The organism is Bernardetia sp. MNP-M8, assembly GCF_037126285.1.
Lineage (GTDB): Bacteria > Bacteroidota > Bacteroidia > Cytophagales > Bernardetiaceae > Bernardetia.
In genome coordinates this window covers 2,386,867-2,410,076 of sequence record NZ_CP147012.1, presented here as the reverse complement: position 1 = coordinate 2,410,076, position 23,210 = coordinate 2,386,867, and the positions used below count along the sequence as shown (strand labels likewise).

Here is a 23,210-nt window from a genome sequence, read left to right as displayed (position 1 = left end):
AAAAACTATCCGAATGAAAAAACATATTCCTAACTTTTTGACGTGCTGCAATTTATTTTTTGGCTGCATCGGTATTATTTTTAGCTTCAAAAACTCACTTGATATTGCTGCTTATTGTATCGGAATTGCTGCTATTTTTGATTTTTTAGATGGTTTTGTAGCAAGAATATTGAAAGTCAGTTCGCCCATCGGAAAAGAATTAGATTCTTTGGCTGATTGTGTAACTTTTGGTGTTTTGCCTGCTTTTATTTTGTATCAACTCATGATTTCGGCAAGTTTAGAAAAGGTATCTCAAGATTTAGTAGAAGGACAAATTCCGACAGCAATGGATTCTTATTTGCCTTACGTTGCACTTCTAATTGCCATTTTTTCGGCTTTGCGTTTGGCTAAATTTAATGTTGATACTCGTCAGTCAGATTCGTTTATTGGTGTTCCTACACCTGCAAATGCTATTTTGATTGGTTCGATTCCTCTTATTTTACTGCAAAATCCAACGTATTCTGCCATTATTTTAAATCCTATTTTATTAGTTGTTTTGGCTATTGTGATGAGTTTGCTTTTGGTGGCAGAACTTCCACTTTTTGCATTAAAGTTTAAATCTTTTGCCTTCAAAGGAAATGAAATTCGTTATATTTTCCTTCTTTCAAGTGTTCTTTTATTGATTTTCTTGCAGTATTTGGGAATTCCTTTAATAATTTTACTTTATGTTGTGCTTTCTGTGATTAATAATATAATTTCTGTAAAAGTAACTGATGAAGATAAATTGATTGAGAAAAAATAATTAAAAATAGGGTGGTGTTGTAAAAAGTATGATAAGTTATTTGGTTGTTGATGTTGCTTTTCTATTCTAAAATGCTTAAAAAAAAATCATACTTTGTGTAATACCACCTTCAAGAAATGTGTAGTAAAAAAAACTGATTTATTTCTTAACTAAGAAGTTGACAAATGTTATATAAGTTGGTCAGAAGGGATAGCTAACAAAACACTTTTCACTTCTTCTAGAACCTGATAGAAGAAAATATAAAGATATACTATTATCAGTCCAATACTAAAGAAGAACCCTCATTTATTATTATTTCTTAATCCGAACAAACACAAAAACAAGCGCAAAAATAACACCTGCCACACTTGTCATCGAACCTGCAATGGAAGCATTCAGAAAAGCAGCCGTATAATAGCCCAAAATAGCCACAATTATTCCAATAAAACAGGATAGAAAAAGCATTTTTTTGAAATTGGTAGTCAATAAATAAGCTGTTGCAGGAGGAACAACCAAAAATGAAAGCACCAAAACAGCTCCCACAGACTCAAAAGCTGCAACGGTAGCCAAAGAAACCAAACTCATTAGTGAATAATGCCAAACCGAAACATTAATTCCGATAGCAGAAGCAAAAGCTGGATCAAAGGTCGTGAGGAGCATTTCTTTATAGAAAACAGTTACAAAAAACAGGATAATTAGAAGTACCGAACCAATCCACCAAGCAGCCTTTGCACCCAAATTCAGTATTGCACCATCGCCTAAATTTATGCGCCAAACGTGTAGAGGAACATACGCAATTTCACCAAAAAGCACACATTCGGCATCTAAATCAACTTTACTGGCAAAAACTGAAATAAGAATTACCCCCAAAGCAAAAAGTGATGTAAAGGAAACGCCAATGGAAGCATCTGTTTGGAGTTTTCCTTGTTTGTGCAAAAACTCAATCAAAAGTGTTGTAAAAACGCCCAAAATAGCAGCACCAATAAGCATAAAAATAGAATCGAAACGCTGAACAACCAAAAAAGCAATTACAATCCCTGGTAAAACAGCATGAGAAATGGCATCGCCTACCATTGCCATTTTGCGTAAAACCAAAAAACATCCTAAAATAGCACAACTAATGGCAACCAAAATGCCAACTAATATTATCTGAAAATCATTCATTTAAAAATCTTACTAAAACTAAAATAAGTAAATTTGTATTATACTTTTCTCTCTCTAAAGAGCGAGCTACATAATGAACAGTAATTATATAAAGATAATTCTAACCCAAAAAGTTAGACAAATCTAAAACAAATTCAAAATAAAGTCTTTATTACTTTATAATCAATACTTAAACTAATTATAAAATGAACTTATTACGTGTCGTCAGAATGACTTTTGAAGAAAAACATATTCAAGATTTTATTGCTAATTTTGAAGAAAACAAAACAAAAATCCGTCATTTTGAGGGGTGTAAACATTTAGAATTATGGCAAGATGCTCATAATCCGTGTGTTTTTCTGACATACAGCCATTGGGAAAGTGAAGAGAAACTAAATAATTATAGAAGATCAGAGCTATTTGGAAAAGTTTGGAAGACTACAAAACAATGGTTTTCTGATAAACCTGTTGCTTTTTCTTCTTTTCAGAAGGTTTTAGTGGAATAAAATACAAAATACTGGAAGTCGTTGGTGACACACCAACAACACCAAGAGAGAATAAAAATACATAAAAAAAGGAACAGCATTTAAAATGCTATTCCTTTTTAGGAAATTAATAAACTACTATTTTAACTCATTAGAATTAAAAAGTTACATTCGTAATTGTTCCTTATGCAATATTGAGTTTACGATTAGTAAGTGTTTTGAGTTCTTTTTGGATTTCCTCATTTTTCAAATCATTTTCTAAAATAGAGCGATATGATTGTAAATTTTTGAGTAACTCTTCAAAATGTTGAAGAAAATCCTGTATTGGTTTTGAAATATTACTTTTCATCAAGACACCTAATGAATTATAGGTAGTTTCTACTGCTTTTTCTACTTCTTGTGTCTTATAAAATTGTTTTTGTGCATACTCTAAGTCAGCATGTTGCCAAGCCCAATTCTTTAATTTTTCAACAGAATTATTTATCTCTGATAGGTTTTTTATGTTCTTTTTGATAAGTGAAAGATTGCTTTCATTTGGGTTAGCAAAAAACTCAAACACAACTCCTACAAGTGAAGAAATATCAGTAGTAGTTATGGATAAAACAGGTTGTGTAGAGCTAAACATATTTAAGGAATTAATAGATAAGTTATTGAATAGAATAGAAAGAATATTTTTCTAACAATTTGATTATTAGAGTTTTGACTGTTTAAAAGTAATTGAAATATTTAGTAGTTGTTGTGAAATCTTGTGTCTATATACGGACATAGTGAACAAATAGTTGTCAGTATTTCTGATTTTATTAAGATTATCAACTCTTTCTTACTTTAGTAACAGATTGTTCATTTTATAGCCTATTTTACCCTCTTTAATTCGGATCTATTTTTTCCAACTCAACTTGTACTACTACTCTAATCTTTTTGGGTAGCTTACTAACAACGAGTTCATAAGAATGACGAATCCAATGTTTGAGCTGTTTTTCTGTAAGTAAAGTTTCGAATTCTGTATTTATTCCTCCAAAATAAATTGTATTCCAATGTTTCTTATTCATGTGATAACCAGCTTTAATACAGTCATATTTTTCTCGTAATTCTATAGCTTTTTCAGGGTCACACTTTACATTAAAACCATCAGGTTTATTGAGACTGATGAGTGCAAACATTTTTCCTTCTACCTTAAAAACTAGAGTATCTTCTCCAAATGGCAAACCTTCTGTCACAGCAGGAAAGGAAAGACAAAAATCTCTAAATGATTCTATATCCATAACATATTGATTTTTGGTGAATTAATTTTATTTTTTTTAGAATTTGTAAAAATAATCACTTTTTTTTGATAAAAAATGAAACAATATTTGCAAATCAATAGTATTTATACTAAATTTAATAGTATAACTATTATCATTGGTTGCAAAACTAACAGAATGAAATTTTTATAGTTTATTTACTGTACATTTTTAATCATTACAATAGACTATTTTTAAGATACTTAAGATAGACAATTAAGCAGAAAGAGGAAGCAAAAAGCTGTTCCCAATTGGGAACAGCCTTTTTTGTTTAAAATTTTAAACAGTTCTTATAATTGAGTTCTAAATATTTTCTATAAGTTTCTTGTTCTTCCCCCATCAACAGGCAAGTTAATTCCATTTACATAACTTGCTTTATCTGATGCTAAAAATAAAATAGCATTTGCAATCTCTTCAGCTTCAGCAAAACGATAAGCTGGGATAGTTGATTTTAATTGATGAATGGCTTCGTCTTCTGAAATATTGGCTGTTTTAGATTTATTCTTAACAATTGCATCTAATCTTGAAGTAGAAGTCATGCCTGGAAGAACATTATTTACTGTAATTCCATATTGAGCTAATTCAAAAGAAAGAGTTTTTGCCCAATTTGCAACGGCTGCACGTATTGTATTAGAAACGCCCAAGTTATCAATCGGTTGTTTTACACTTGTAGAAATAACATTGATAATTCTTCCAAACTCTTCTTTTTTCATAAATGGAAAAAGAGCTTGCACTAATATTTGATTACAAATAAGATGTTGTTCAAAAGCATCTCTGAAAGACTGTAAAGAGGCTTCATGTGCTTTGTTTGGAGGAGGACCTCCTGTATTATTGACTAAAATATGTGCGCCTTCAAAAGTTCCTGCTTTATGAGCATCACTCAAAACATCTTGTAATGTTTTGGGAGAAGAAAAATCAGCTACTAAATAACCATGTTTTTGATTTTTTGGTATTGAAAGTTCTATAATAACTTCCTTTAATTTTTCTTCATTTCTTGCCAAAAGAATTACTGTTGCACCACTTTGTGCAAAGAGTTGAGCTGTTGCAAGTCCAATTCCTTGAGTACTTCCTGCCACTAAAGCTATTTTTCCTGTTAAATCTAAGAGCATGTGTTTGTGTATATTTTAATTATTTCTTAATTCGTTTTGTCTATTTCAAACCCAAATACTAAGATGTCGTCAATTTGTCGGTTTGTATAACCCATCCAATTTTTGAGTGTAAGCCTTAAAAACTCTTGTTGTTCTAAAAAAGGTTGTTTTGAGGCTTCTAAGAGTGTTTCTCTAAATCTTTTTGTAGTATATTTTTTATCTTTTGCTCCTCCAAACTGATCTTGAAAGCCATCTGTAAATAAATAAACACTTATTTTCTGTGTAAAATCTAATGTATGGTTAGTAAATGATTTTTTATTGAATTGATTTTTGATAAGATTTCCTCCAATAGATTGTCTGTCTGCCTTTATAGTTTTTAGTTCACCATTTTCTATATAAATAAGAGGATTTCTTGCTCCTGCATATTCCATGACTTGAGTTTCCAAATCATAGACACAAAAAGCTGCATCCATTCCATCACGTATTCTAGTATCTGTTTGGCGAAGAACTTTTGTAATTCCTTCATCTAATCTATCTAAAATATGAGATGCCTTTGTAACTGATTTTGATTCTACTATTTCATTGAGTAAATCATTTCCAATCAAAGACATAAAAGCCCCTGGAACGCCATGACCTGTACAATCAATAGCTCCAATAATTACCTTTTGATTAACTTGTTTGAAATAATAAAAATCTCCTGAAACAATATCTCTAGGCTCAAAAAACACAAAAGAATTGGGAAAAACAGTTGTAATTTCTTCTAAACTAGGAAGCATTGCATCTTGTATTCGTTTTGCATAAGTTATACTAGCTGTAATGTCTTGATTTTTTTTCTCAATGACTATATTTTGCTCATGTAATCGTTCAAGATTTACTGAAAGCTCTTCATTGACTACATTTAATTCTTCTGTGCGTTCGACAACTCGGTCTTCTAATCGTTTATTTTGTGTCTCTACAAATACTCTGTGTTCTTCAGATGTTTTTAACATTTTTGCTTGTAACTCTGCCTGATTTTTTTTGTAGAAATCTATTTTGGCAGCCAATGCTACAGAAAGAACAACCACTTCTATTGCAGAACCAATCAAAAGACCACTAGAAGTAAAATCGTTATAATCAATTATTCCTGCTCCTGCTAATATAAAAATAAATAATCCTATTAGATAAGATGACCAAGCTACAATCATATATTGGGCAGGTTTATATCCTTTATAATAGATAAAAATAGCAACCAGAAGACCATTTAGACACGAAAATCCAAGAGCAGCTTGATTCATAGAAGAACCCAATGCTTTATAACCAAAAAGAACAACAAAAATTATGAAAATAAAGCAGACTATTAATCCTTGTAGTATGCGATGAAATACTATAGCATTACGTTTTGTATGAAGAAAATCTATAAAAAATAAATTCGCAAAAATGCTTGATACAGAATAAATAATAGGGTCATAATCATTTACCCAAGGATGATTTCCCCATAAAAACTCAAAACTGTGTCCTCTCAACTGAGCAATACCTAAGCCTAGAGTAAGTAGGTAAATAATATAATATAAATATCCTTTTTCTTTTAGTGTAAAGTAGAGAAAGAGATTATAAAGAAACATAACCAAAATAAAACCATAATACATTCCTTCAGCTAAATCTACTTTGTGGTCTCTCTCAAAATAATATTCCCAAGGCGCAACATGGATAGGAGCTTGAAAATAATGACTCTCTATACTTACAAATAGGGTTTGTGATTCTTCTTTTTCTAGTTGAAGGGGAATTAGGAAACGGTCAGTTTGGAGGATTCTTTCTTTGAAAGGCTTGTTATATCCCAGTTCTATTTTTTTATATGTTTGGTCAGCTTGTGGGATAAAAATATTTATTTTGGCTCTTCCACTTCCTATTTCAAAATACCATTTTTCTAAATCTGTTTTATTTTTTAGAGGTATTTTGAGCCAAATTTTTTGATTTTTTCCATTAAGATTAATAAATTTATTTATTTCTTGCTCAAAATATACATTTTGTATAGTTTCTATATTTTCTTTTTTATCTGGATTTTCTTTAAAAATTCCGATTCTGTTGGCTATTGAGTAGAATTTTGTTTCATTATCTAAGTCTATAGTAGAAATTTCCTGAGAAAAAGCAGAGTTAAAGAAACATATAAAAAAAGATATTAGTATAAATACTAAAATAGAATTATTTGTTTTTTTATTTAAAACAAATTTTATATTGTATTTAGAATAAATATTTTTCAATTATATGATATTATAAGTAGTAGTAAGAGTGGGTTTGTAAGCAGCTAATTTACTAAAAAAAATGTACAAAAGCACTTTAGCTTATAGCTTCACTTTTATTATTTTCCTACTTTAAATCCAAATACTAAAATATCATCAATCTGTCGGTTGGTATAACCCATCCAGTTTTTGAGTGTGTTTTTTAAAAACTCTTGTTGTTGCGAAAAAGGTAGTTTTGATACTTCTACTAAAACATTTCTAAATCTCTTGGTAGTAAACTTTTTATCTGCTTCTCCTCCAAACTGGTCTTGGAAACCATCTGTAAATAAATAGAAACTAGTCGTCTCATGTGTATTTAAAATATGATTGGTAAAATATTTTTTATTGAACTGATTTTTGATAAGATTTCCACCAATAGATTGTCTGTCTGCTTTTATGATTTTTAATTCTTCATTTTCAATATAAATAAGAGGGTTTCTTGCTCCTGCATATTCCATAACCTGAGTTTCTATGTCATAAACACAAAAAGCTGCATCCATTCCATCCCGTACTTGAGTATCTGTCTGACGCAATACTTTTGTGATTCCTTCGTCTAATTTGTCCAAAATATGAGAGGCTTGAGTAACAGATTTATTCTCTACAATTTCATTTAATAAATCATTTCCAATTAAAGACATAAAAGCCCCTGGAACGCCATGACCTGTACAATCTATTGCACCTACAATTACTTTCTGATTGATTTGTTTGAAATAATAAAAGTCTCCAGAAACAATATCTCTAGGCTCAAAAAACACAAAAAAGTTAGGAAAAATACTTGCTATTTCTTCCAAACTTGGTAGCATTGCATCTTGTATGCGCTTTGCATAATTGATACTAGCCGTAATATCTTGGTTCTTTTTCTCAATAACAACATTCTGTTCGTGCAAACGTTCAAGGTTTACTGAAAGCTCTTCATTGACTACATTCAACTCTTCTGTGCGCTCAACTACTCGTTCTTCTAATCGTTTGTTTTGTGTTTCGACAAACTCTCGGTGCTCTTCCGAGGTTTTTAACATTTTGGCTTGTAGTTCTTCTCTACCTTTTTTATAAAATTCTATTCTTGCAGCTAAAGCAACCGAAAGCAGTATCATTTCTACTGCTGAGCCTAGTAAGATGCCACTAGAAGTGAATGTATTGTAGGGAATAATATCTACTCCTGCCAAAACAAAAACAAGAATACCTAATAAATATCCAGACCAAGCCACTATAATATATTTTGCAGGTTTATATCCAGTATAATAGACATAGATAGCAGCAGCTAATGAATTTAGAGTAGATATTGCTCCAACAACTTGATTGATATAAGAAGCAATATTTTTGAAACCTAAAATACTTGCTACACCAGCTAATGCAAACGCATAAATAGTAATATGTAAAGTGATGTGAAAAAAGCGTGAGTTCTTTTGAGTATGAAGAAAATCTATCAAAAATAAACTGGCACAAATTCCCCCAAAAACATAAAAAAGTGGAGCGTAATTATTTATAAGAGGAAAACTAAACCATAAAAACTCAAAACCATGACCTCTAATTTGAGCCATTGCAAGACCAAAGAAAAGCAGATAACCTACATAATAAAGATAACCTCGTTCTCTCAAAGTAAAAAATACAAATAGATTGTACAAAAACATCACTATCACAAAGCCATAATAAACTCCCTCTGCTATATCTGCTTTATGATCTCTTTCAAAGTAATATTTTAAAGGAGCAATACGAACAGGAGCTTGAAAATAATTACTTTCTCCACGTACAAAAATAGTCATGGACTGATTTTGTAGTAAAAATAAAGGCAGTAAAAATCTATCTGTTTGTATCAAACGTTCTGAGAAGGGTATTTTTTCTGCAAGTAATATCTTCCGATAGGTCTTTATAGAGTTATTTGTTTCAGGAATATAAAATTCTAAATCTCCATGTCCACTACCTATTTCTAAATACCATTCTTTAAGAAGAGTTTTGTTTTGAATAGGAATTTTCAACCAAAAGCCATTTTTATCATTATTGACAGTAATTATTTCCTTTCCTTCAACTATAAAATCAATTTCTTGTATAGACTCAATAGTTTTTTCTTGTTGATTTTCCTCTCTAAAAATGCCTATTTTATCTGTAATGATATAAGATTGAGTAGAGTCTGATAAAAAAGTAGTAGAGACCGATTGAGCAAAAGCAGAGTTGGAAAAGCACAACAAAATAATCATTACTATGAAGTTAGTAATATATTTTTTTGTGAAATAAAAAATACTTGTATAATAAAATTGTTGCAAGATAATGGTAGTAGAAAGTAGCTAATATATAAGTAGTGTAAAAGGTAATTTACTAAAAATAATTGTATAAATTAAATCAAAAATTCATACTCATATCCAAAAATAATTAATTCATTTGTGAAGGTTTAAAACCAAATATTAGTATGTCATCAATTTGTTGAGTTTTATTTCCCATCCAATCTGTAAGTGTATTTTTTAAAAAAGATTTTTGTTCTGAGAAAGGTAGTCTAGAACATTCTAATAAAGTATTTCTGAACCTCTTTGTTGTAAATTTCTTATCGTTTTCTCCTCCAAATTGGTCTTGAAAACCATCTGTAAAGAGATAGAAACTTATGTTCGGATTTTGTTTCAAATCTATAGTATGTGTTGTAAATGGCTTTTTGTTGAATTGATTCTTAATAAGACTTCCACCAATAGACTGTCTGTCTGCCTTTATTATGTTTACCTCTCCATTTTCCACATAAATAAGAGGATTTTTTGCTCCAGAATATTCCAAAATCTGTGTGTCTAAATCATATACACAGATGGCTGCATCCATTCCATCTCTAACCTGTGTATCTGTTTGACGCAATGCTTTTATAACACCTTGATTCAATTTATCTAAAACATGGGATGCTTTGGTAACTGATTTATTCTCTACAATTTCATTTAATAAATCATTTCCAATCAAAGACATAAATGCCCCCGGAACGCCATGTCCTGTACAATCAACAGCTCCAATAATTATTTTTTGATTAACTTGTTTGAAATAATAAAAATCTCCAGAAACAATATCTTTAGGCTTGAAAAACACAAAGGAGTTAGAAAAAACACTTTTAATTTCTTCCAAACTTGGTAACATAGCATCTTGTATGCGCTTGGCATAGGTTATACTTGAAGTAATATCTTGATTTTTTTTCTCAATGACTAAGTTTTGCTCGTGTAGTCGCTCAAGATTTACAGAAAGTTCTTCATTAACGACATTCAATTCTTCTGTACGTTCTACTACTCGTTCTTCTAATTTTTTGTTTTGATTCTCTACAAGTTCTCTATGTCTTTCTGATGCTTCTAAAACTTCTTCTTGCAGTTTTTCTTGCCCTTTTTTATAAAAATCTATCTTAGCAGCTAACGCTACAGAAAGCAATATCATTTCTATTGCCGAACCGAATAAAATGCCATTAGAAGTAACATCATTATAAGGAATTATCTCTGCTCCTGCTAAAACAAATAAAAGTGTTCCTATTAAATAAAATGTCCATCCTACAATAATATATTTAGCTGGTTTATACCCTTTATAATAAATAAAAATAGCAGCAGCCAAAGCATTTATGGTAGATAAACCTGCAACAATTTGGTTGATAAGTGATGCAAGAGGTTTAAAGCCTAATAAACTTACTAGTAAACCTAACAAAAAAGTAGCTAAGACAATATGTAGTGTAATATGAAAAAAGCGTGAATTCTTCTTTGTATTTAGAAAGTCTATCAAGAATAAACTTGCAAATGTTCCTGATAAAGAATGAATAACAGGAGCATAGTGATTTAGAAAAGGAAAATCAAATAGAAAAAACTCAAACAAATGTCCTCTTAGTTGCGACATCGCCAAACCAAGAAACAATAAATAACTTAAATAATATAAATATCCTTTTTCTTTAATTGTAAAGAAAATAAATAAATTATATAATACCATTACAATCACAAAACCATAGTAAATCCCCTCAGCTAAATCCACTTTATGATCCCTTTCAAGATAAAATTCAATAGGAGCAATGCGAAAAGGAGCTTGAAAATAATCACTTTCTATGCGTAAATAGATTGTTTTTTTCTGATTTTTAGGTAATTCAAGAGGAATTAAAAATACATTGGTTTGAATAAATCGTTTTTCAAATGGCAGTGAAAAACCTAAAGAAGTTTTTTTGAAGGAATTGGTAGTATTATTTTCTATTGGAATAAATACATCAATGTCAGCTAGTCCGTTTCCAATTTCTAAATACCATTTTTTGAGTTCAGAATTGTTTTGTAAAGGTATTTTGACCCACATAATGTGAGCTCCTTTATTTAGAGTTACAATATCTTTTCCCACTATTTTAAACTCTTTAGCTTGAATAGTTTCTATTGTTTCTTTTTTATTTGAATTTTCTACTACTTCTTCGTACAAACCAAGTTGGTGTGTAATGACATATTCTTTATCAGCATCCTTTAATACAACAGAAGGAATAAGCTGAGCAAAAACTGAATTTGATAGAAATAAAAAAGCAACCACTACTATAAAAACAGTAGTATTCGTTTTTTTAAGAGCAGAGTCTTGGATATTTTTATAAACAGCTTGCTTCAAAACAGTAGTAATGGGTTTGTTAAGTAGCTAAAATACTAAAAATAACTGTACCAACAATAATTGTAATTACTTTTTCGACAAGTTTAAAATTACTTATTATGAATCCAGTTTAATAAAAAGTTATTTTTTTTCTAAAACAGGGTAGAAGTCACATAAGATAAAAATGTTATTTTTTATTTCTAGACACCTTGTCTTTTATCTAATTTGAAACAACGTAAAAAAAAATTAATCTACTTGTAACAGAAAAATAATAGTTTCACTTTTTAAAGCATAATTAGAGATTTTTATCAAAAAAAAGCCTTTTTTTTAAATTATAATTTACTGATTTACAGAACTTTGGATTATTGTGCAACTTTTTAAAATTGACTTTTTAGCAAAAAAACATTGGTTTTATATTGCACTTTTGAAATATTTCCAAATATTCTTTTTTTTATTAAAAATTTCGCAAAATTAAGCAGATATTTAGTTCAAAATGAGAGGGTTAGCTGCTTGCATACGAGATTTTGTAGTGTCAAAAATACCTCGTACATTTGAATTGTGCTTATTTTTTACCAATTAAACTTTTTAATATACTATGGCAAACGTAATGGATTCTACGAAGGAAATGTTAGATTTTTGGGCAACTACTCAAAACAAAATCGTGGAAAACTGGGTAGGTTCTACTCGTCAGCTCCAAGAAGCAGCTAAAGAAGGCAAAGTAATGGAGCAAGCTACGGACATGTATAAAAATTGGTACGACAACCAAAAAAGCATCATCTCTGAAGCAGTAGAAAAAGGCAAAACAATTTCTTCTGAAACTATGCCAGAACAAGTAACTCAACTTATGGAACAACAATCATCACTTTCTAAAAAGTGGATGGATACAATGAGTGAAATGGCTGACCGTCAGTTGAAAATGGCTCAAATGACTAATGAAGGTGGCAAAAATGTATTAAATATGCAAGAAAATGCTACCAAAATGCAAGAAATGATGACTAGCTCTTACAAAACTTGGTTAGATTCTACTACCGAGATGATGAATGAGAGCAAAAAAATGATGACTTCTAATCCTGCTTTCAAAGCAATGCAACCAATGCAAGAAGCATTTGAAAACATGACTAAAGGAGCAAAAACCTATTTCGATGCCTACGAAATGTGGAAACCATTTGTGCAAATGACCAATAACAAAAATTTTGATGTACAAGAATACTTCAAAATGATGAACATGGACAAATTGCAAGAAATGGCAAAAGGAATGTTTGCTCAAAATCCTTCACAGTTTGGCTTTGCCAACTTCGGACAAATGAGTGAGCAGATGAACAAAATGGTTGAGCAATATCGTACTACGATGACTAACAACCCAATGTTCGCTCCTTATACTGAAATGATCGAAAAATTCTCTTCTATGATGCCAAAAATGGACATGAACAACTTTGACATGTCTAAAATGATGGGTATGATGAACATGGAAAACATGAACATCTCAAACCCTCAGTTTGGTAAAGAAATATATGAGCGTATGGAAAAATTATATGCTCCGTTTTATAAATTAATGCCTCCAAGCAAAGAAAAAGAGTCAATCAAACTTTTCTCTCAAATGCAAACTATTTTATTTGATTACCAAACAAAAATGGCTGATATGAATGCTATTATTGGTAAAACAGTAAAAAGTAGCTCTGAAGAGTTTATGACTAAAATGTTTGAGACAGCAAAAGACGGAAATGTAAATACATACAATGAGTTCTATATGAACTGGCTCAATCACTTAGAAGGAAATATGATTGATATTTTCAAAGGCGACGAATTTTCTAAATTACAAGGCGAAGTTTTGGCTCTTCAATTAGATTTGAAAACAAGCTTTAATAAAGGAATGGAACAAGTTCTTTCTCCTTATCCTGTAGTTTTGAATTCTGAAATTGATGAACTTGCTAAACAAGTACACGCATTGAAAGCTCGCATTCGTGAGCTAGAAAACAATGCAAATTCTTCTGTTTCGTCAGAAGCAAAAGATAAAGCGTACCAAGCAAGTGAAGCTCCTGTAAGCAAATCAGAAACTTTAGTTCCTACTGAAGAATCTAAGCCTGCTACAAAAACTACAACTCGTAAGAAAACTACAAAATAGTTTTTGAGTTGAAGAGTTAAAATCATTTTGGTACTACCATTGGTATAAACCAAAATTGAATCAAAACCATTCTGAAGTTGAGTAGTTATTCAGAATGTAAGTATAGTTTTTTTAGTAAAACTGTATTCTAGTGAAATCTAACATTTCCTTCGATAAAAACCCTGACTTCATAGTGAAGTTGGGGTTTTTGATGAAAAAAAGCGTATTTTGTAGAGTACACTTTAGTGTGCGAAGCGTACCATAACTTTTAAGGTTCGGAAAATACGTATGACAAAAATGCTCACACTCTAAAGAGTGTGCTACAATAAATACAAAATACACACAAACTAAATTTTATTATGGCAAATCAAAACCAAGAAAATACACCTACTAATGTATTTGAAAGTTTTACAAAAGAAATTACTGAGCAAACTGAAAAGCTCGTAAAAGGCTATCAAATGCTCAATGATGTAGAAGAAATTGATGTCGCAACAGCTCAAAAAGAACTTGTTTGGAGTGAAGATAAAGTAAAATTATACCGTTATTCTTCTTCTAAACGTAGTCTCAAAACGCCTTTATTGATTGCTTATGCACTCGTAAATCGTTTTGATATGATGGATTTGCAATCTGATCGTAGTTTTATCAGAAATTTACTAGATAATGGCATTGATATTTATTTGATTGACTGGGGCTATCCTTCTCGTGTAGATAGATATTTGACGATGGAAGATTATATCAATGGTTACCTTAATTCTTGTGTAAATTTTGTTAGAAATGAACATGGAATTGACAAAATAAATTTGCTTGGTGTTTGTCAGGGTGGAACATTTTCTACTATTTATACGGCTCTTAATCAAGACAAAATCAAAAATTTGATTACCCTTGTTGCTCCTTTTGATTTCAATACAGATGATGGTCTTTTATTCAAGTGGTCAAGAGATTTAGATGTAGATAAAGTAGTAGATGGAAATGATGGTCTTGTACCAGGGGAATTTCTGAATATGGGTTTTGATATGTTGAAACCACTTAGCAAATTCAAAAAAATGGCTACCATTACTAATATGATGGAAGACAAAGGTAAAATGATGAACTTCTTGCGTATGGAACAATGGGTAGGTGATAGTCCTTCTCAAGCAGGTGAATGTTACCGTAAGTTTATCAAAGACTTATATCAAGAAAATAAACTCATAAAAGGAGAATTTACGTTAGGAAAGAAAACAGTAAATTTAAGCGATATAAAAAATCCAATTCTGACTATTTATGCTTCAGAAGACCATTTAGTTCCACCTTCGGCAACTAAACCATTGAATGATAATGTAGGTTCGAAAGACAAAACATTATACGAATTCCCAGGTGGACACATCGGAGTTTTTGTAGGTGGACGTTCTCAAAAAGAACTTGCTCCTAAGGTTGCAGAATGGTTGAAAGAGCGTGATTAATTTGTGATTTTTATGTCGTCGGTGGGACACCGACAACGGATAGTTTTCAACTGTCAACGAGGCTTTGCCATCGTTGAGGTATTTTTATAAAAAGCATTTATTCTAGTTTTTGGAATAAATGCTTTTTTTGTTTTTCTATTTGTAGTTTTCAAAATAGTGTTCTGCTTCATTTTGCTTTAATTTTTGGTTTTTGACCTTTATTTCTTTTCCATTTTTAATTACAAACTCTTCTAAAATCTCACCCTCTTCTTGATGATTATATGATTTTTCTAAATGCTTTATTTCTACCAAACTATCACTTTGCCATTTATTAATAGTTTTGTAATGTGTACAACAGTTTCCACCATCTACAAAAGAAATAATCGTTTGGTTCTTTGCATCTGTCAGCAATTCGTAAGTAGAAGACGTTTTTGTTATTCTCTTAAAATCAGAATCCATAATTATTAAATATTCGGCTATCATTCTGTTTGCAAACCAAGGACGCTGAAGTACGATATCTATTTTTCCATCAAAATTCATATCTCTTCGCTGAATTTTTGAACCTCGCCAACTCATTTCATCAAAATTAAACTGATTTTTTAGCTCAAATTTGTGTCTATTTTTTATATACAAATAAGTTGGAGTTGTTAGAGAGTCTAACAAATCTGGATACATACTTTCTATGAAAACAAAGTCAGCAAATCCATTTTGTGCTTTTCCATACACTGCATACGTAAATTCATTTCTTATAATAGTATCTTTTTCAAATTTCGCAACATTCAAAAAATCTATTATAGAATCTAAGGACAAACGAAAAATAGAGTCAAGTCTAGCGTCGTCGTAACTATAAATATCTATAGGTTTCTGTTTGTTTTCTTCTAACTCTTTCTTTCTGACTTCCAATACTTCTTTCGAAAACTCTGTTTTATCGCTGTTAGAAATAGGCTTTGGATTACAAGAAAAAAGGCAAAGAATTAATAGTAATGATAAAATGTAGATTTTCATAATTGAAAGATAAAAATAGAATATAGACTTTTCCCTTGATTAATCATCTGTAATTAAATGTTGATAGTGAAAGTTACAACAGCTCCACCACCGTTTCCAAGCCCATTCCCCTAGAACCTTTTAATAAAACAATACTTTCTGTAACAGGATTTTTCTTTAGATAATCAGCTAGTTCTTTTTTATCTACAAAACTCAAAATCAGACTAGAAACAATATTTCCAGCAGTTTTGGCTGTTGAAAAGTCTTTTCCACAAACGATTATTTTATCAATTTTGAGTTGTAAGGCAAAACCTAAAATTTCCTTGTGCTTGATAAATGATTCTTTTCCTATTTCAAACATATCTGCCAAAATAGCGACTTTCTTCTTTCCATTTCTTGGCATTGCTTCTAAGTGCAGTAAAGCAGCCTTCATACTATCAGGGTTTGCATTATAGGCATCAAGCAGCAAAGTATTTTTCGTTTCTTTTCGCTCTTCGACTTGTGAACGGTTATTTTTTGGTAGATAATCTGAAATTCCTTTATTCATTTGAGAATAAGAAAGACCGAAAAATTTACCAAAAGCTAAGGCAGCTAAAATATTTGGAAAATTGTATGCGCCTGTAAGTTGAGTCTGAACTTTATTATTGTCCTCGTCTTTATAAATAATTATAGGTACAGATTCAGAGAGTGTAGCCGAATAATAATTTTCTATATTCTCTGTTCCATATTTCATTACTTTTCCATCTTCAAAACGTTTTTCCATGTTCATCAAAACAGAATCATTACTGTTTATAAAAACAGTTCCATTATTTTTTATTAGTGATTGATATAATTCTGTTTTTCCTCTCAAAACTCCTTCATAGCTACCAAAACCCTGTAAATGAGCATTTCCAATATTGGTAATCATTCCATAATTAGGTTCTGTAATGCTGCAAAGCTCTTCAATATCGCCTACCTTATTTGCTCCCATTTCTACAATGGCAATTTCTGTATTTGTTGGCATTCTAAGAATAGTAAGAGGCACACCAATATGATTATTCAGATTTCCTTCAGTAGAATATGTTTTGAATTTTTGAGAAAGAACAGAACGTAAAAGCTCCTTTGTAGTTGTTTTTCCATTACTTCCTGTTATTCCGATAAAAGGAATAGTAAACTGTTTTCTGTGGAAATTAGCTAGTTTTTGAAGTGATTCTAATACATTTTCTACCAATAGATATTTGTTCTTATAAGCTAATTTCTTTTGGTCATGTTCATCAAAACTAGGAATAACACTTGAATCATCAATAACAACATGAGAAGCTCCTTTTTCTAAGGCTTGATAGGCAAATTTGTTTCCATCAAAATTATCTCCTTTTAAAGCAAAAAAAAGTTCGTTGTCGTTTACATGGCGAGTATCTGTCGAAACACCAGAAGATTCTAAAAAGATTTCGTATAAGATAGGAAGAGTAGTCATTTGAAAAATAATTAAGAATAAAAATGATAGAAAGAATTCAAGAAGGAATTTAATAATTTGTCAGAACAAAAATACAAAAACAATAGTAGCAACTAAGAGTTATGCCCTCTAATATCAAAGAAAAAAAAATCTTTCGATTTTAAATCAAAAAAAAGTAGTTTAAATAGTTGTACCTACAATTATTTTATTTACATTTGTCTTTTCAAAACTTAACCTCACTTTATTATGAAAAGTATTTCTTTATTTGCTAGTGCTATTTTAGTAGCAGGTTCATTATCATTCCTTTCAAGTTGTAACAATGCTCCTAAAAGCCAAGAGGCTGAAGTAGCTGATACAGTTGCTGTTGTTCCAGAAGAAACTCAAGGTACGAAAGAACTTATGGTTGATCCTTCTGCTAGTGCAGTTACTTGGATTGGTTCAAAACCAGGTGGTCAGCACAATGGAACTTTAGGCATTTCTCCAGATTCTAAATTAATGGTAGAAAATGGCATGCTTACAGGTGGTACAATTACTATCAACATGACAGACATTAAAGTATTAGATATTGAAGAAGCTGAAGATAATGGTAAATTGGTAGGACACCTTCAAAGCCCTGATTTTTTCGCTGTTGAAACATATCCAACTTCTACTTTCACTATCACAAATGTTGAGCCTGTTGATGCTTCAACAATTGAAGTAGTAGAAGGAGAACATTCTACTGAGAACCCAACTCACAAAATTACAGGTAACCTTAAAATGATGGATGTAGAAAAAGCAATTAGCTTTTATGCAAATGTAACTATGCCAGCAGAAGGTGAAGTAAAAGCAAGTGCAAAATTTAACCTTGACCGTACAGAATTCAATGTTAGCTTTATGGCAGAAGGTACTGCTAAAGTAAAAGACAAATTTATCAATAATACTGTAAATGTAGGATTTGATATCACTGCTAAAGCAGGTATGTAAAAATCGTTTGTTTAGAGAAATTTTTGAATTCATTATCAGAATGAAATTCGAAAATCAAGTTTAAAGACAAGCCGACAAGACTATTTTAGTTTTGTTGGCTTTTTTTGTGGGTTACTATTTTTTGTAGAGAAATAAAATTAGAAGATAAGCATTTTTAAATTTTTGATAAAAATAAATCTATTAATCACCTTATTTTAAAATTTTAATATCGAAAGAGACTTTTTATTGCTAAAAATCTATTTTTTCAAAAATATTCAAAAAAGGCTTTTTTTCTACAACTAATTTCTCATTTTTACGTTCTTATTCAGCACAATTTTATTTAATTATTAGCAGATAAAATTTAAACTTATTGCTATCAAGGCAGTAAAAGTCTATTAATTAGTAGAATTATTAAATTAATTAATTTTGTTCAAAATTCTTTCAGTCATTCATTGTTTTTATAAACTTTTTATAACACATGATTCATCCCTCTACCGAACTTCGCTTTGTAAGTCCTGAAATTGGCTATGGCGTTTTCGCAAAAGAATTTATTCCTAAAGGAACAATTGTCTATGTAAAAGACAGTTTAGAAATTGAGGTAACTCCAAAAAAATACGCAAAACTAGATGAGTATGCTCGTGGTGTAGTAGATAAATATTCATATCGTGATGAGCGAGGATATAGAATTGTAAGTTGGGATTTTGCAAAATATGTAAATCATTCGTGTAGCCGAAATACAATCAGTACAGGCTATGGATTTGAAATTGCGCTTCGTGATATTGAGCCTGATGAAGAAATTACAGATGAATATGCTATCTTTAATTTAGAACAGAATTTTGAGTGTGGATGTGATTCAAAAGATTGCAGAAAACATATCAGTCCTTCTGATTTTGATGTTTTGTTTGGCAAATGGGACGAAGAAATAAAAGATGCTATGAAGCATTACAAAGATTCAGAACAAGCCTTAGAAAAATATATTGATGAAAATCTATTTCAGAAACTCAAAAATTATTTAGATACAGGAAAAAATTACAAATCCGTTTATTCACTGCGACTAAAAAAAAGTGAGAATAATGGAATTCTACAGCATTCGTAGAGACAAAAGTATGTAGTTTTCTTGTGAAATTATATCTAATCCTTTTCAATATAATTATGGAAAGGATTTTTTTATTGACCTCACTTTTTTGCCTCTTCTGACTTTTTAGCGTTCTTGAATTTTCCTTATTTCATAAAATTAGTGGCTCTTCCGACTTTTAGCGAAACATTGTGTGTTCAGTTCCTCAGAACTGAAAAAAACGCTTCCTCAGAAGCGTGATTTAAGTAATATCACGCTTCTGAGGAAGCGTTTCGTTCGTTTTTGAGAACGGTGTAACCCTCAGCGAAGCTAAAACGAACGCACACCCTTTTATAATTTCGCTAAATTGTCGGAAGAGCCAAATTAGTTTAATTGATTTTTCTCAGTCCTCTGACAAAAGATTTTGAAACGAGATAAAAAAAAGCCATAATTGAGTTTCTTACAAAATTTTTTTCACAAAATTTTCTCAATTATGGCAAAAGCAAAGTATGCTTCTAGTGGTAAAGTTACAAAATTAGTTACTGTTTTATCTTCTCATTTAACAGAGTTTCATTTTGCACGAGTTCAATTTATAGGTCTTTTTGTAATAGCTGTTATAAAAGTAGGATTAGGAGGGTTGATTCAAATTGCTACAGCTTTTGAACGGAATGTAGAATGCAGCTCCTCTTTACGTCGTATTGAACGCTTTTTAAATCACTATAACCTTGATTTTAAGGCAATTACTCGTTTAATTGTTTCTTTACAAGGTATTGATAAGTGGAAGGATATTGTTTTATGTCTTGACCGTTCCAATTGGAAAGTGGGTAAAAAAAATATAAATATTTTGTTACTTTCAGCAGCTTATAAGAATGTTTCAGTGCCTCTTATTTGGTCTGTTTTTCCAAAAAAAGGAAACTCTTCTACTGAAGAACGCATCGAATTAATAGAACGTTTTTTATCTATTTTTCCTAACCTATCTATTTCTTCTATTGTAGCAGATAGAGAGTTTGTAGGTCAAAAATGGTTTACTTATTTATCAGGAAAAAACTTTGATTTTGTAATGCGACTAAAGTCTAATTTTAAAGCGACTAGAAAAGGTAAAACAAAGTCAATTGCAGCATGGTGTAGAGGACTGGCTATTTCAGAAACGTATCATTTAGAGGGTGTTTTTATAGTCAATGGTGTAGAAGTATATTTATCTGTAAGCAGAACACAAAAAGGATATATTTATCTAGCTTCACCTGTTTTTTTAGAAAACGCTTTTGAAATTTATAAACAACGTTGGGAAATAGAAACGCTGTTTAAAGCACTAAAAACACAAGGTTTTAAGCTAGAAAATACAAAATTGACAGAACCAGAGAAAATAGCTAAATTACTTGCTCTTTGTTCTATTGCATTTGTTTGGTGTTACAAAGTAGGGGAGTGGAAACATAAAAAAACGAAAATAAGAGTCTGTTCAAATGGATATAATGAATACTCTTTTTTCCGATATGGATTACTAGAAATCAAAAAAATACTCAATAATCCAATGAGTAAAGAAACTAAATTCAATCAGAAAATTAAAGTTTTGTCAATGGAGTGAGTTGATTTTTAATTAATCTACACAAATTACATCTAAAACTAAAAAAGCCTTTCCTAAATTAATTAGAAAAGACTTTTTGAGATTACTCTATGCTTTGCTGAATATTTTTGATAAAATTTTCATCAAAAGACCGTATAGTCAAGAATTCATAAACAGCACTAAAACAATGTTTTAAACCATTCTGAATTAGGATATTCTCTTTTGATTGTTCCATTAACTGATTTACTAAAAGTGTGTCTGGAATAGGTTTAGCAAACTGATAGATAACCAAAGTTCGTGTATTTAATTCAATTATTTCTTTAAGAGTTACTAAATCTACTTGTAAATCCAAACTCATATCTCGAACAGAAATATTCCTTAAATTTTGATTCTCTGAAACTTTTAAATCTGTTTTCCACCAAGAAATAGAAGAATTTGGATTAAAATTACTGATAAAAATATAATTCAAACTTTTATCAACAAGTTTCCAAATATCTTCATTAGAATCAATTTCTATTGTTATTTCCTGCATTCTTAAAACTCAGCATTTTTAGGTGTTCTTGGAAAAGGAATTACATCTCTAATATTTCCCATTCCAGTAATAAATAATATCAGACGCTCAAAACCAAGTCCGAAACCTGAGTGTGGAACTGTTCCAAACTTACGAGTATCTAAGTACCACCAAAGCTCTTCTGTAATTCCCATTGCATCAGTACGTGCTTGTAATCTTTCTAAACGCTCTTCACGCTGCGAACCTCCTACAATCTCTCCGATACCGGGGAAAAGTACGTCCATTGCTGCTACGGTTTCTTTTCCTGCTTCTTCGCCATCGTTTTGACGCATATAAAATGCTTTTATGTCTTTTGGATAGTTATAAAGAATAACAGGCGTTTTGAAGTGTTTTTCTACTAAGAAACGTTCGTGTTCGGATTGTAAATCAACTCCCCATTTTACATCATACTGGAATTTTCCTTTTTTGTAATGCTTAGAGTTAAGTAAAACATCAATCGCTTCTGTATAAGTAATACGCTTGAAATCATTTGCTAAAACAAATTCTAATTTTTGAATCAGCCCCATTTCTGCACGTTCTTCTTTTTTCTTCATTGAATTTTCTTTTACAAATTTTGCATCTAAAAATTCAATTTCTTCTCTGTAATTTTCTAAAGCATATTTGATTAAATACTTCAAGAAATCTTCTACCAAATCCATATTATCTTTCAAATCATAGAAAGCCATTTCGGGTTCTACCATCCAAAATTCGGCTAAATGACGAGCCGTATTTGAGTTTTCGGCTCTAAAAGTAGGTCCAAAAGTATAAACTCTTCCCAAACCTAAAGCTCCTAATTCGGCTTCTAGCTGTCCAGAAACAGTAAGGTTGGTTGGTTTTCCGAAGAAATCTTCTTTGTTGTCTATTTTTCCTTTGTGGTCACCTTCTGCAATTTTTGGAATTGAATCAAAATCATCAATATCAAAATTAGTTACTCTAAAAATTTCTCCTGCTCCTTCTGCATCTGATGCTGTAAGGATTGGAGAATGCCAGTAATAAAAACGACGTTCATTGAAATAATTATGAATAGCAAACGAAAGCGCATGACGAAGACGGAAAATAGCCCCAAAAGTAGTTGTACGACTTCTAAGGTGTGCATTTTCTCTCAAAAATTCCATAGAGTGTGCTTTTGGTTGAATCGGATACTTTTCAGCATCAGCATCCCCCAAAATCTCTATCGAATCAGCTATAATTTCTACATTCTGTCCTTTTCCTTTTGATTCTACTAAAGTTCCTGTAACCGAAACAGCAGCCCCTACATTAAAACGTTTTCTAAGATTTTCATCAAACTTTTCGGCATCAGCCACTACTTGAATATTTTCAAGGCTAGAACCGTCATTAAGTCCTAAAAAACGAACATACGCATTTCCACGTTCTCCACGAATCCATCCTTTTGTATGGACAGGTTGGTCAAATTCTTTTGACTCTAATAAGTCTTTTATATCTTGTCTTTTCATAATGTAGCCAATAGCTTCCAAGCTATCGTTTAAAGTATCATAAATTAAAGTCTTTGTATTTTTCTGACAGCTTGGAAGCTGACAGCTACGTAGTACAAAACAACGTCATTTTTTTCAAAATATAAAATTGAAACCCAAAATAGTCGCTGTAAGGT

Annotated in this window: 18 protein-coding genes; 7 read left to right on the top strand and 11 right to left on the bottom strand. The window is 30.8% G+C overall.

Features of this window, described 5'->3' with window-relative positions:
- Window positions 1-13: 13 nt before the first annotated feature.
- The gene (locus tag V9L04_RS09975; protein WP_338793943.1) at window positions 14-781 is read left to right on the top strand and encodes a CDP-alcohol phosphatidyltransferase family protein; all 768 of its coding nucleotides are present in this window, start codon (window positions 14-16) and stop codon (window positions 779-781) included.
- Between the two features lie 291 nt (window positions 782-1,072).
- Here the strand turns inward: V9L04_RS09975 and V9L04_RS09970 are convergent, their stop codons facing one another.
- Entirely contained in the window at window positions 1,073-1,924 is an 852-nt protein-coding gene (locus V9L04_RS09970) for a metal ABC transporter permease (protein ID WP_338793942.1), read from the bottom strand.
- A 185-nt stretch (window positions 1,925-2,109) separates the two neighbouring features.
- Here V9L04_RS09970 and V9L04_RS09965 point away from each other — a divergent pair, with 185 nt between their 5' ends.
- Window positions 2,110-2,409, top strand: a complete 300-nt coding sequence (locus tag V9L04_RS09965) for an antibiotic biosynthesis monooxygenase family protein (protein ID WP_338793941.1) — start codon at window positions 2,110-2,112, stop codon at window positions 2,407-2,409.
- Between the two features lie 163 nt (window positions 2,410-2,572).
- Here V9L04_RS09965 and V9L04_RS09960 read toward each other — a convergent pair whose 3' ends face one another.
- The 6 genes from V9L04_RS09960 to V9L04_RS09935 all read right to left on the bottom strand — a co-directional run bounded on the left by V9L04_RS09960 (window position 2,573) and on the right by V9L04_RS09935 (window position 11,580).
- Window positions 2,573-3,013 carry a hypothetical protein gene (locus tag V9L04_RS09960; RefSeq protein WP_338793940.1) on the bottom strand — a complete coding sequence of 147 codons (441 nt, stop codon included), beginning with the start codon at window positions 3,011-3,013 and terminating at the stop codon, window positions 2,573-2,575.
- 241 nt (window positions 3,014-3,254) lie between these two features.
- A complete protein-coding gene (locus V9L04_RS09955) occupies window positions 3,255-3,650 on the bottom strand; it encodes an MmcQ/YjbR family DNA-binding protein (protein ID WP_338793939.1) in 396 nt (131 codons plus the stop codon).
- Window positions 3,651-3,982: 332 nt separating this feature from the next.
- Complete coding sequence (locus V9L04_RS09950) at window positions 3,983-4,777, bottom strand: SDR family oxidoreductase (protein WP_338793938.1); 795 nt, start codon at window positions 4,775-4,777, stop codon at window positions 3,983-3,985.
- A gap of 26 nt (window positions 4,778-4,803) precedes the next feature.
- On the bottom strand, window positions 4,804-6,993 hold the full coding sequence (locus V9L04_RS09945; protein WP_338793937.1) for a 7TM diverse intracellular signaling domain-containing protein: 2,190 nt from the start codon (window positions 6,991-6,993) through the stop codon (window positions 4,804-4,806).
- A gap of 98 nt (window positions 6,994-7,091) precedes the next feature.
- Window positions 7,092-9,203 carry a 7TM diverse intracellular signaling domain-containing protein gene (locus tag V9L04_RS09940; protein WP_338793936.1) on the bottom strand — a complete coding sequence of 704 codons (2,112 nt, stop codon included), beginning with the start codon at window positions 9,201-9,203 and terminating at the stop codon, window positions 7,092-7,094.
- A 172-nt stretch (window positions 9,204-9,375) separates the two neighbouring features.
- A complete protein-coding gene (locus V9L04_RS09935; protein ID WP_338793935.1) occupies window positions 9,376-11,580 on the bottom strand; it encodes a 7TM diverse intracellular signaling domain-containing protein in 2,205 nt (734 codons plus the stop codon).
- A gap of 574 nt (window positions 11,581-12,154) precedes the next feature.
- Between V9L04_RS09935 and V9L04_RS09930 the strand changes: the two genes are divergently transcribed.
- Entirely contained in the window at window positions 12,155-13,681 is a 1,527-nt protein-coding gene (locus V9L04_RS09930; protein WP_338793934.1) for a poly(R)-hydroxyalkanoic acid synthase subunit PhaE, read from the top strand.
- Window positions 13,682-14,019: 338 nt separating this feature from the next.
- The gene (gene phaC, locus V9L04_RS09925; RefSeq protein ID WP_338793933.1) at window positions 14,020-15,099 is read left to right on the top strand and encodes a class III poly(R)-hydroxyalkanoic acid synthase subunit PhaC; all 1,080 of its coding nucleotides are present in this window, start codon (window positions 14,020-14,022) and stop codon (window positions 15,097-15,099) included.
- A gap of 135 nt (window positions 15,100-15,234) precedes the next feature.
- Here phaC and V9L04_RS09920 read toward each other — a convergent pair whose 3' ends face one another.
- Both V9L04_RS09920 and murF read right to left on the bottom strand, forming a co-directional pair.
- The gene (locus V9L04_RS09920) at window positions 15,235-16,083 is read right to left on the bottom strand and encodes a hypothetical protein (protein WP_338793932.1); all 849 of its coding nucleotides are present in this window, start codon (window positions 16,081-16,083) and stop codon (window positions 15,235-15,237) included.
- A gap of 73 nt (window positions 16,084-16,156) precedes the next feature.
- Window positions 16,157-17,515 carry a UDP-N-acetylmuramoyl-tripeptide--D-alanyl-D-alanine ligase gene (gene murF, locus V9L04_RS09915; protein WP_338793931.1) on the bottom strand — a complete coding sequence of 453 codons (1,359 nt, stop codon included), beginning with the start codon at window positions 17,513-17,515 and terminating at the stop codon, window positions 16,157-16,159.
- A gap of 225 nt (window positions 17,516-17,740) precedes the next feature.
- On the opposite strand from murF, the gene V9L04_RS09910 reads away from it, so the two are divergent.
- From V9L04_RS09910 to V9L04_RS09900, 3 genes are all read left to right on the top strand, one after another.
- A complete protein-coding gene (locus tag V9L04_RS09910; protein ID WP_338793930.1) occupies window positions 17,741-18,457 on the top strand; it encodes a YceI family protein in 717 nt (238 codons plus the stop codon).
- Between the two features lie 457 nt (window positions 18,458-18,914).
- A complete protein-coding gene (locus V9L04_RS09905; protein WP_338793929.1) occupies window positions 18,915-19,532 on the top strand; it encodes an SET domain-containing protein-lysine N-methyltransferase in 618 nt (205 codons plus the stop codon).
- Window positions 19,533-19,983: 451 nt separating this feature from the next.
- On the top strand, window positions 19,984-21,072 hold the full coding sequence (locus tag V9L04_RS09900) for an IS4 family transposase (RefSeq protein ID WP_338791486.1): 1,089 nt from the start codon (window positions 19,984-19,986) through the stop codon (window positions 21,070-21,072).
- A gap of 82 nt (window positions 21,073-21,154) precedes the next feature.
- On the opposite strand, the gene V9L04_RS09895 is transcribed toward V9L04_RS09900, so the two are convergent.
- Together V9L04_RS09895 and asnS are read right to left on the bottom strand one after the other, a co-directional pair.
- Window positions 21,155-21,583 carry a hypothetical protein gene (locus V9L04_RS09895; RefSeq protein WP_338793928.1) on the bottom strand — a complete coding sequence of 143 codons (429 nt, stop codon included), beginning with the start codon at window positions 21,581-21,583 and terminating at the stop codon, window positions 21,155-21,157.
- A 2-nt stretch (window positions 21,584-21,585) separates the two neighbouring features.
- Window positions 21,586-23,055, bottom strand: coding sequence for an asparagine--tRNA ligase (gene asnS / locus V9L04_RS09890; protein WP_338793927.1), 1,470 nt, complete (start codon window positions 23,053-23,055; stop codon window positions 21,586-21,588).
- Window positions 23,056-23,210: the final 155 nt, after the last annotated feature.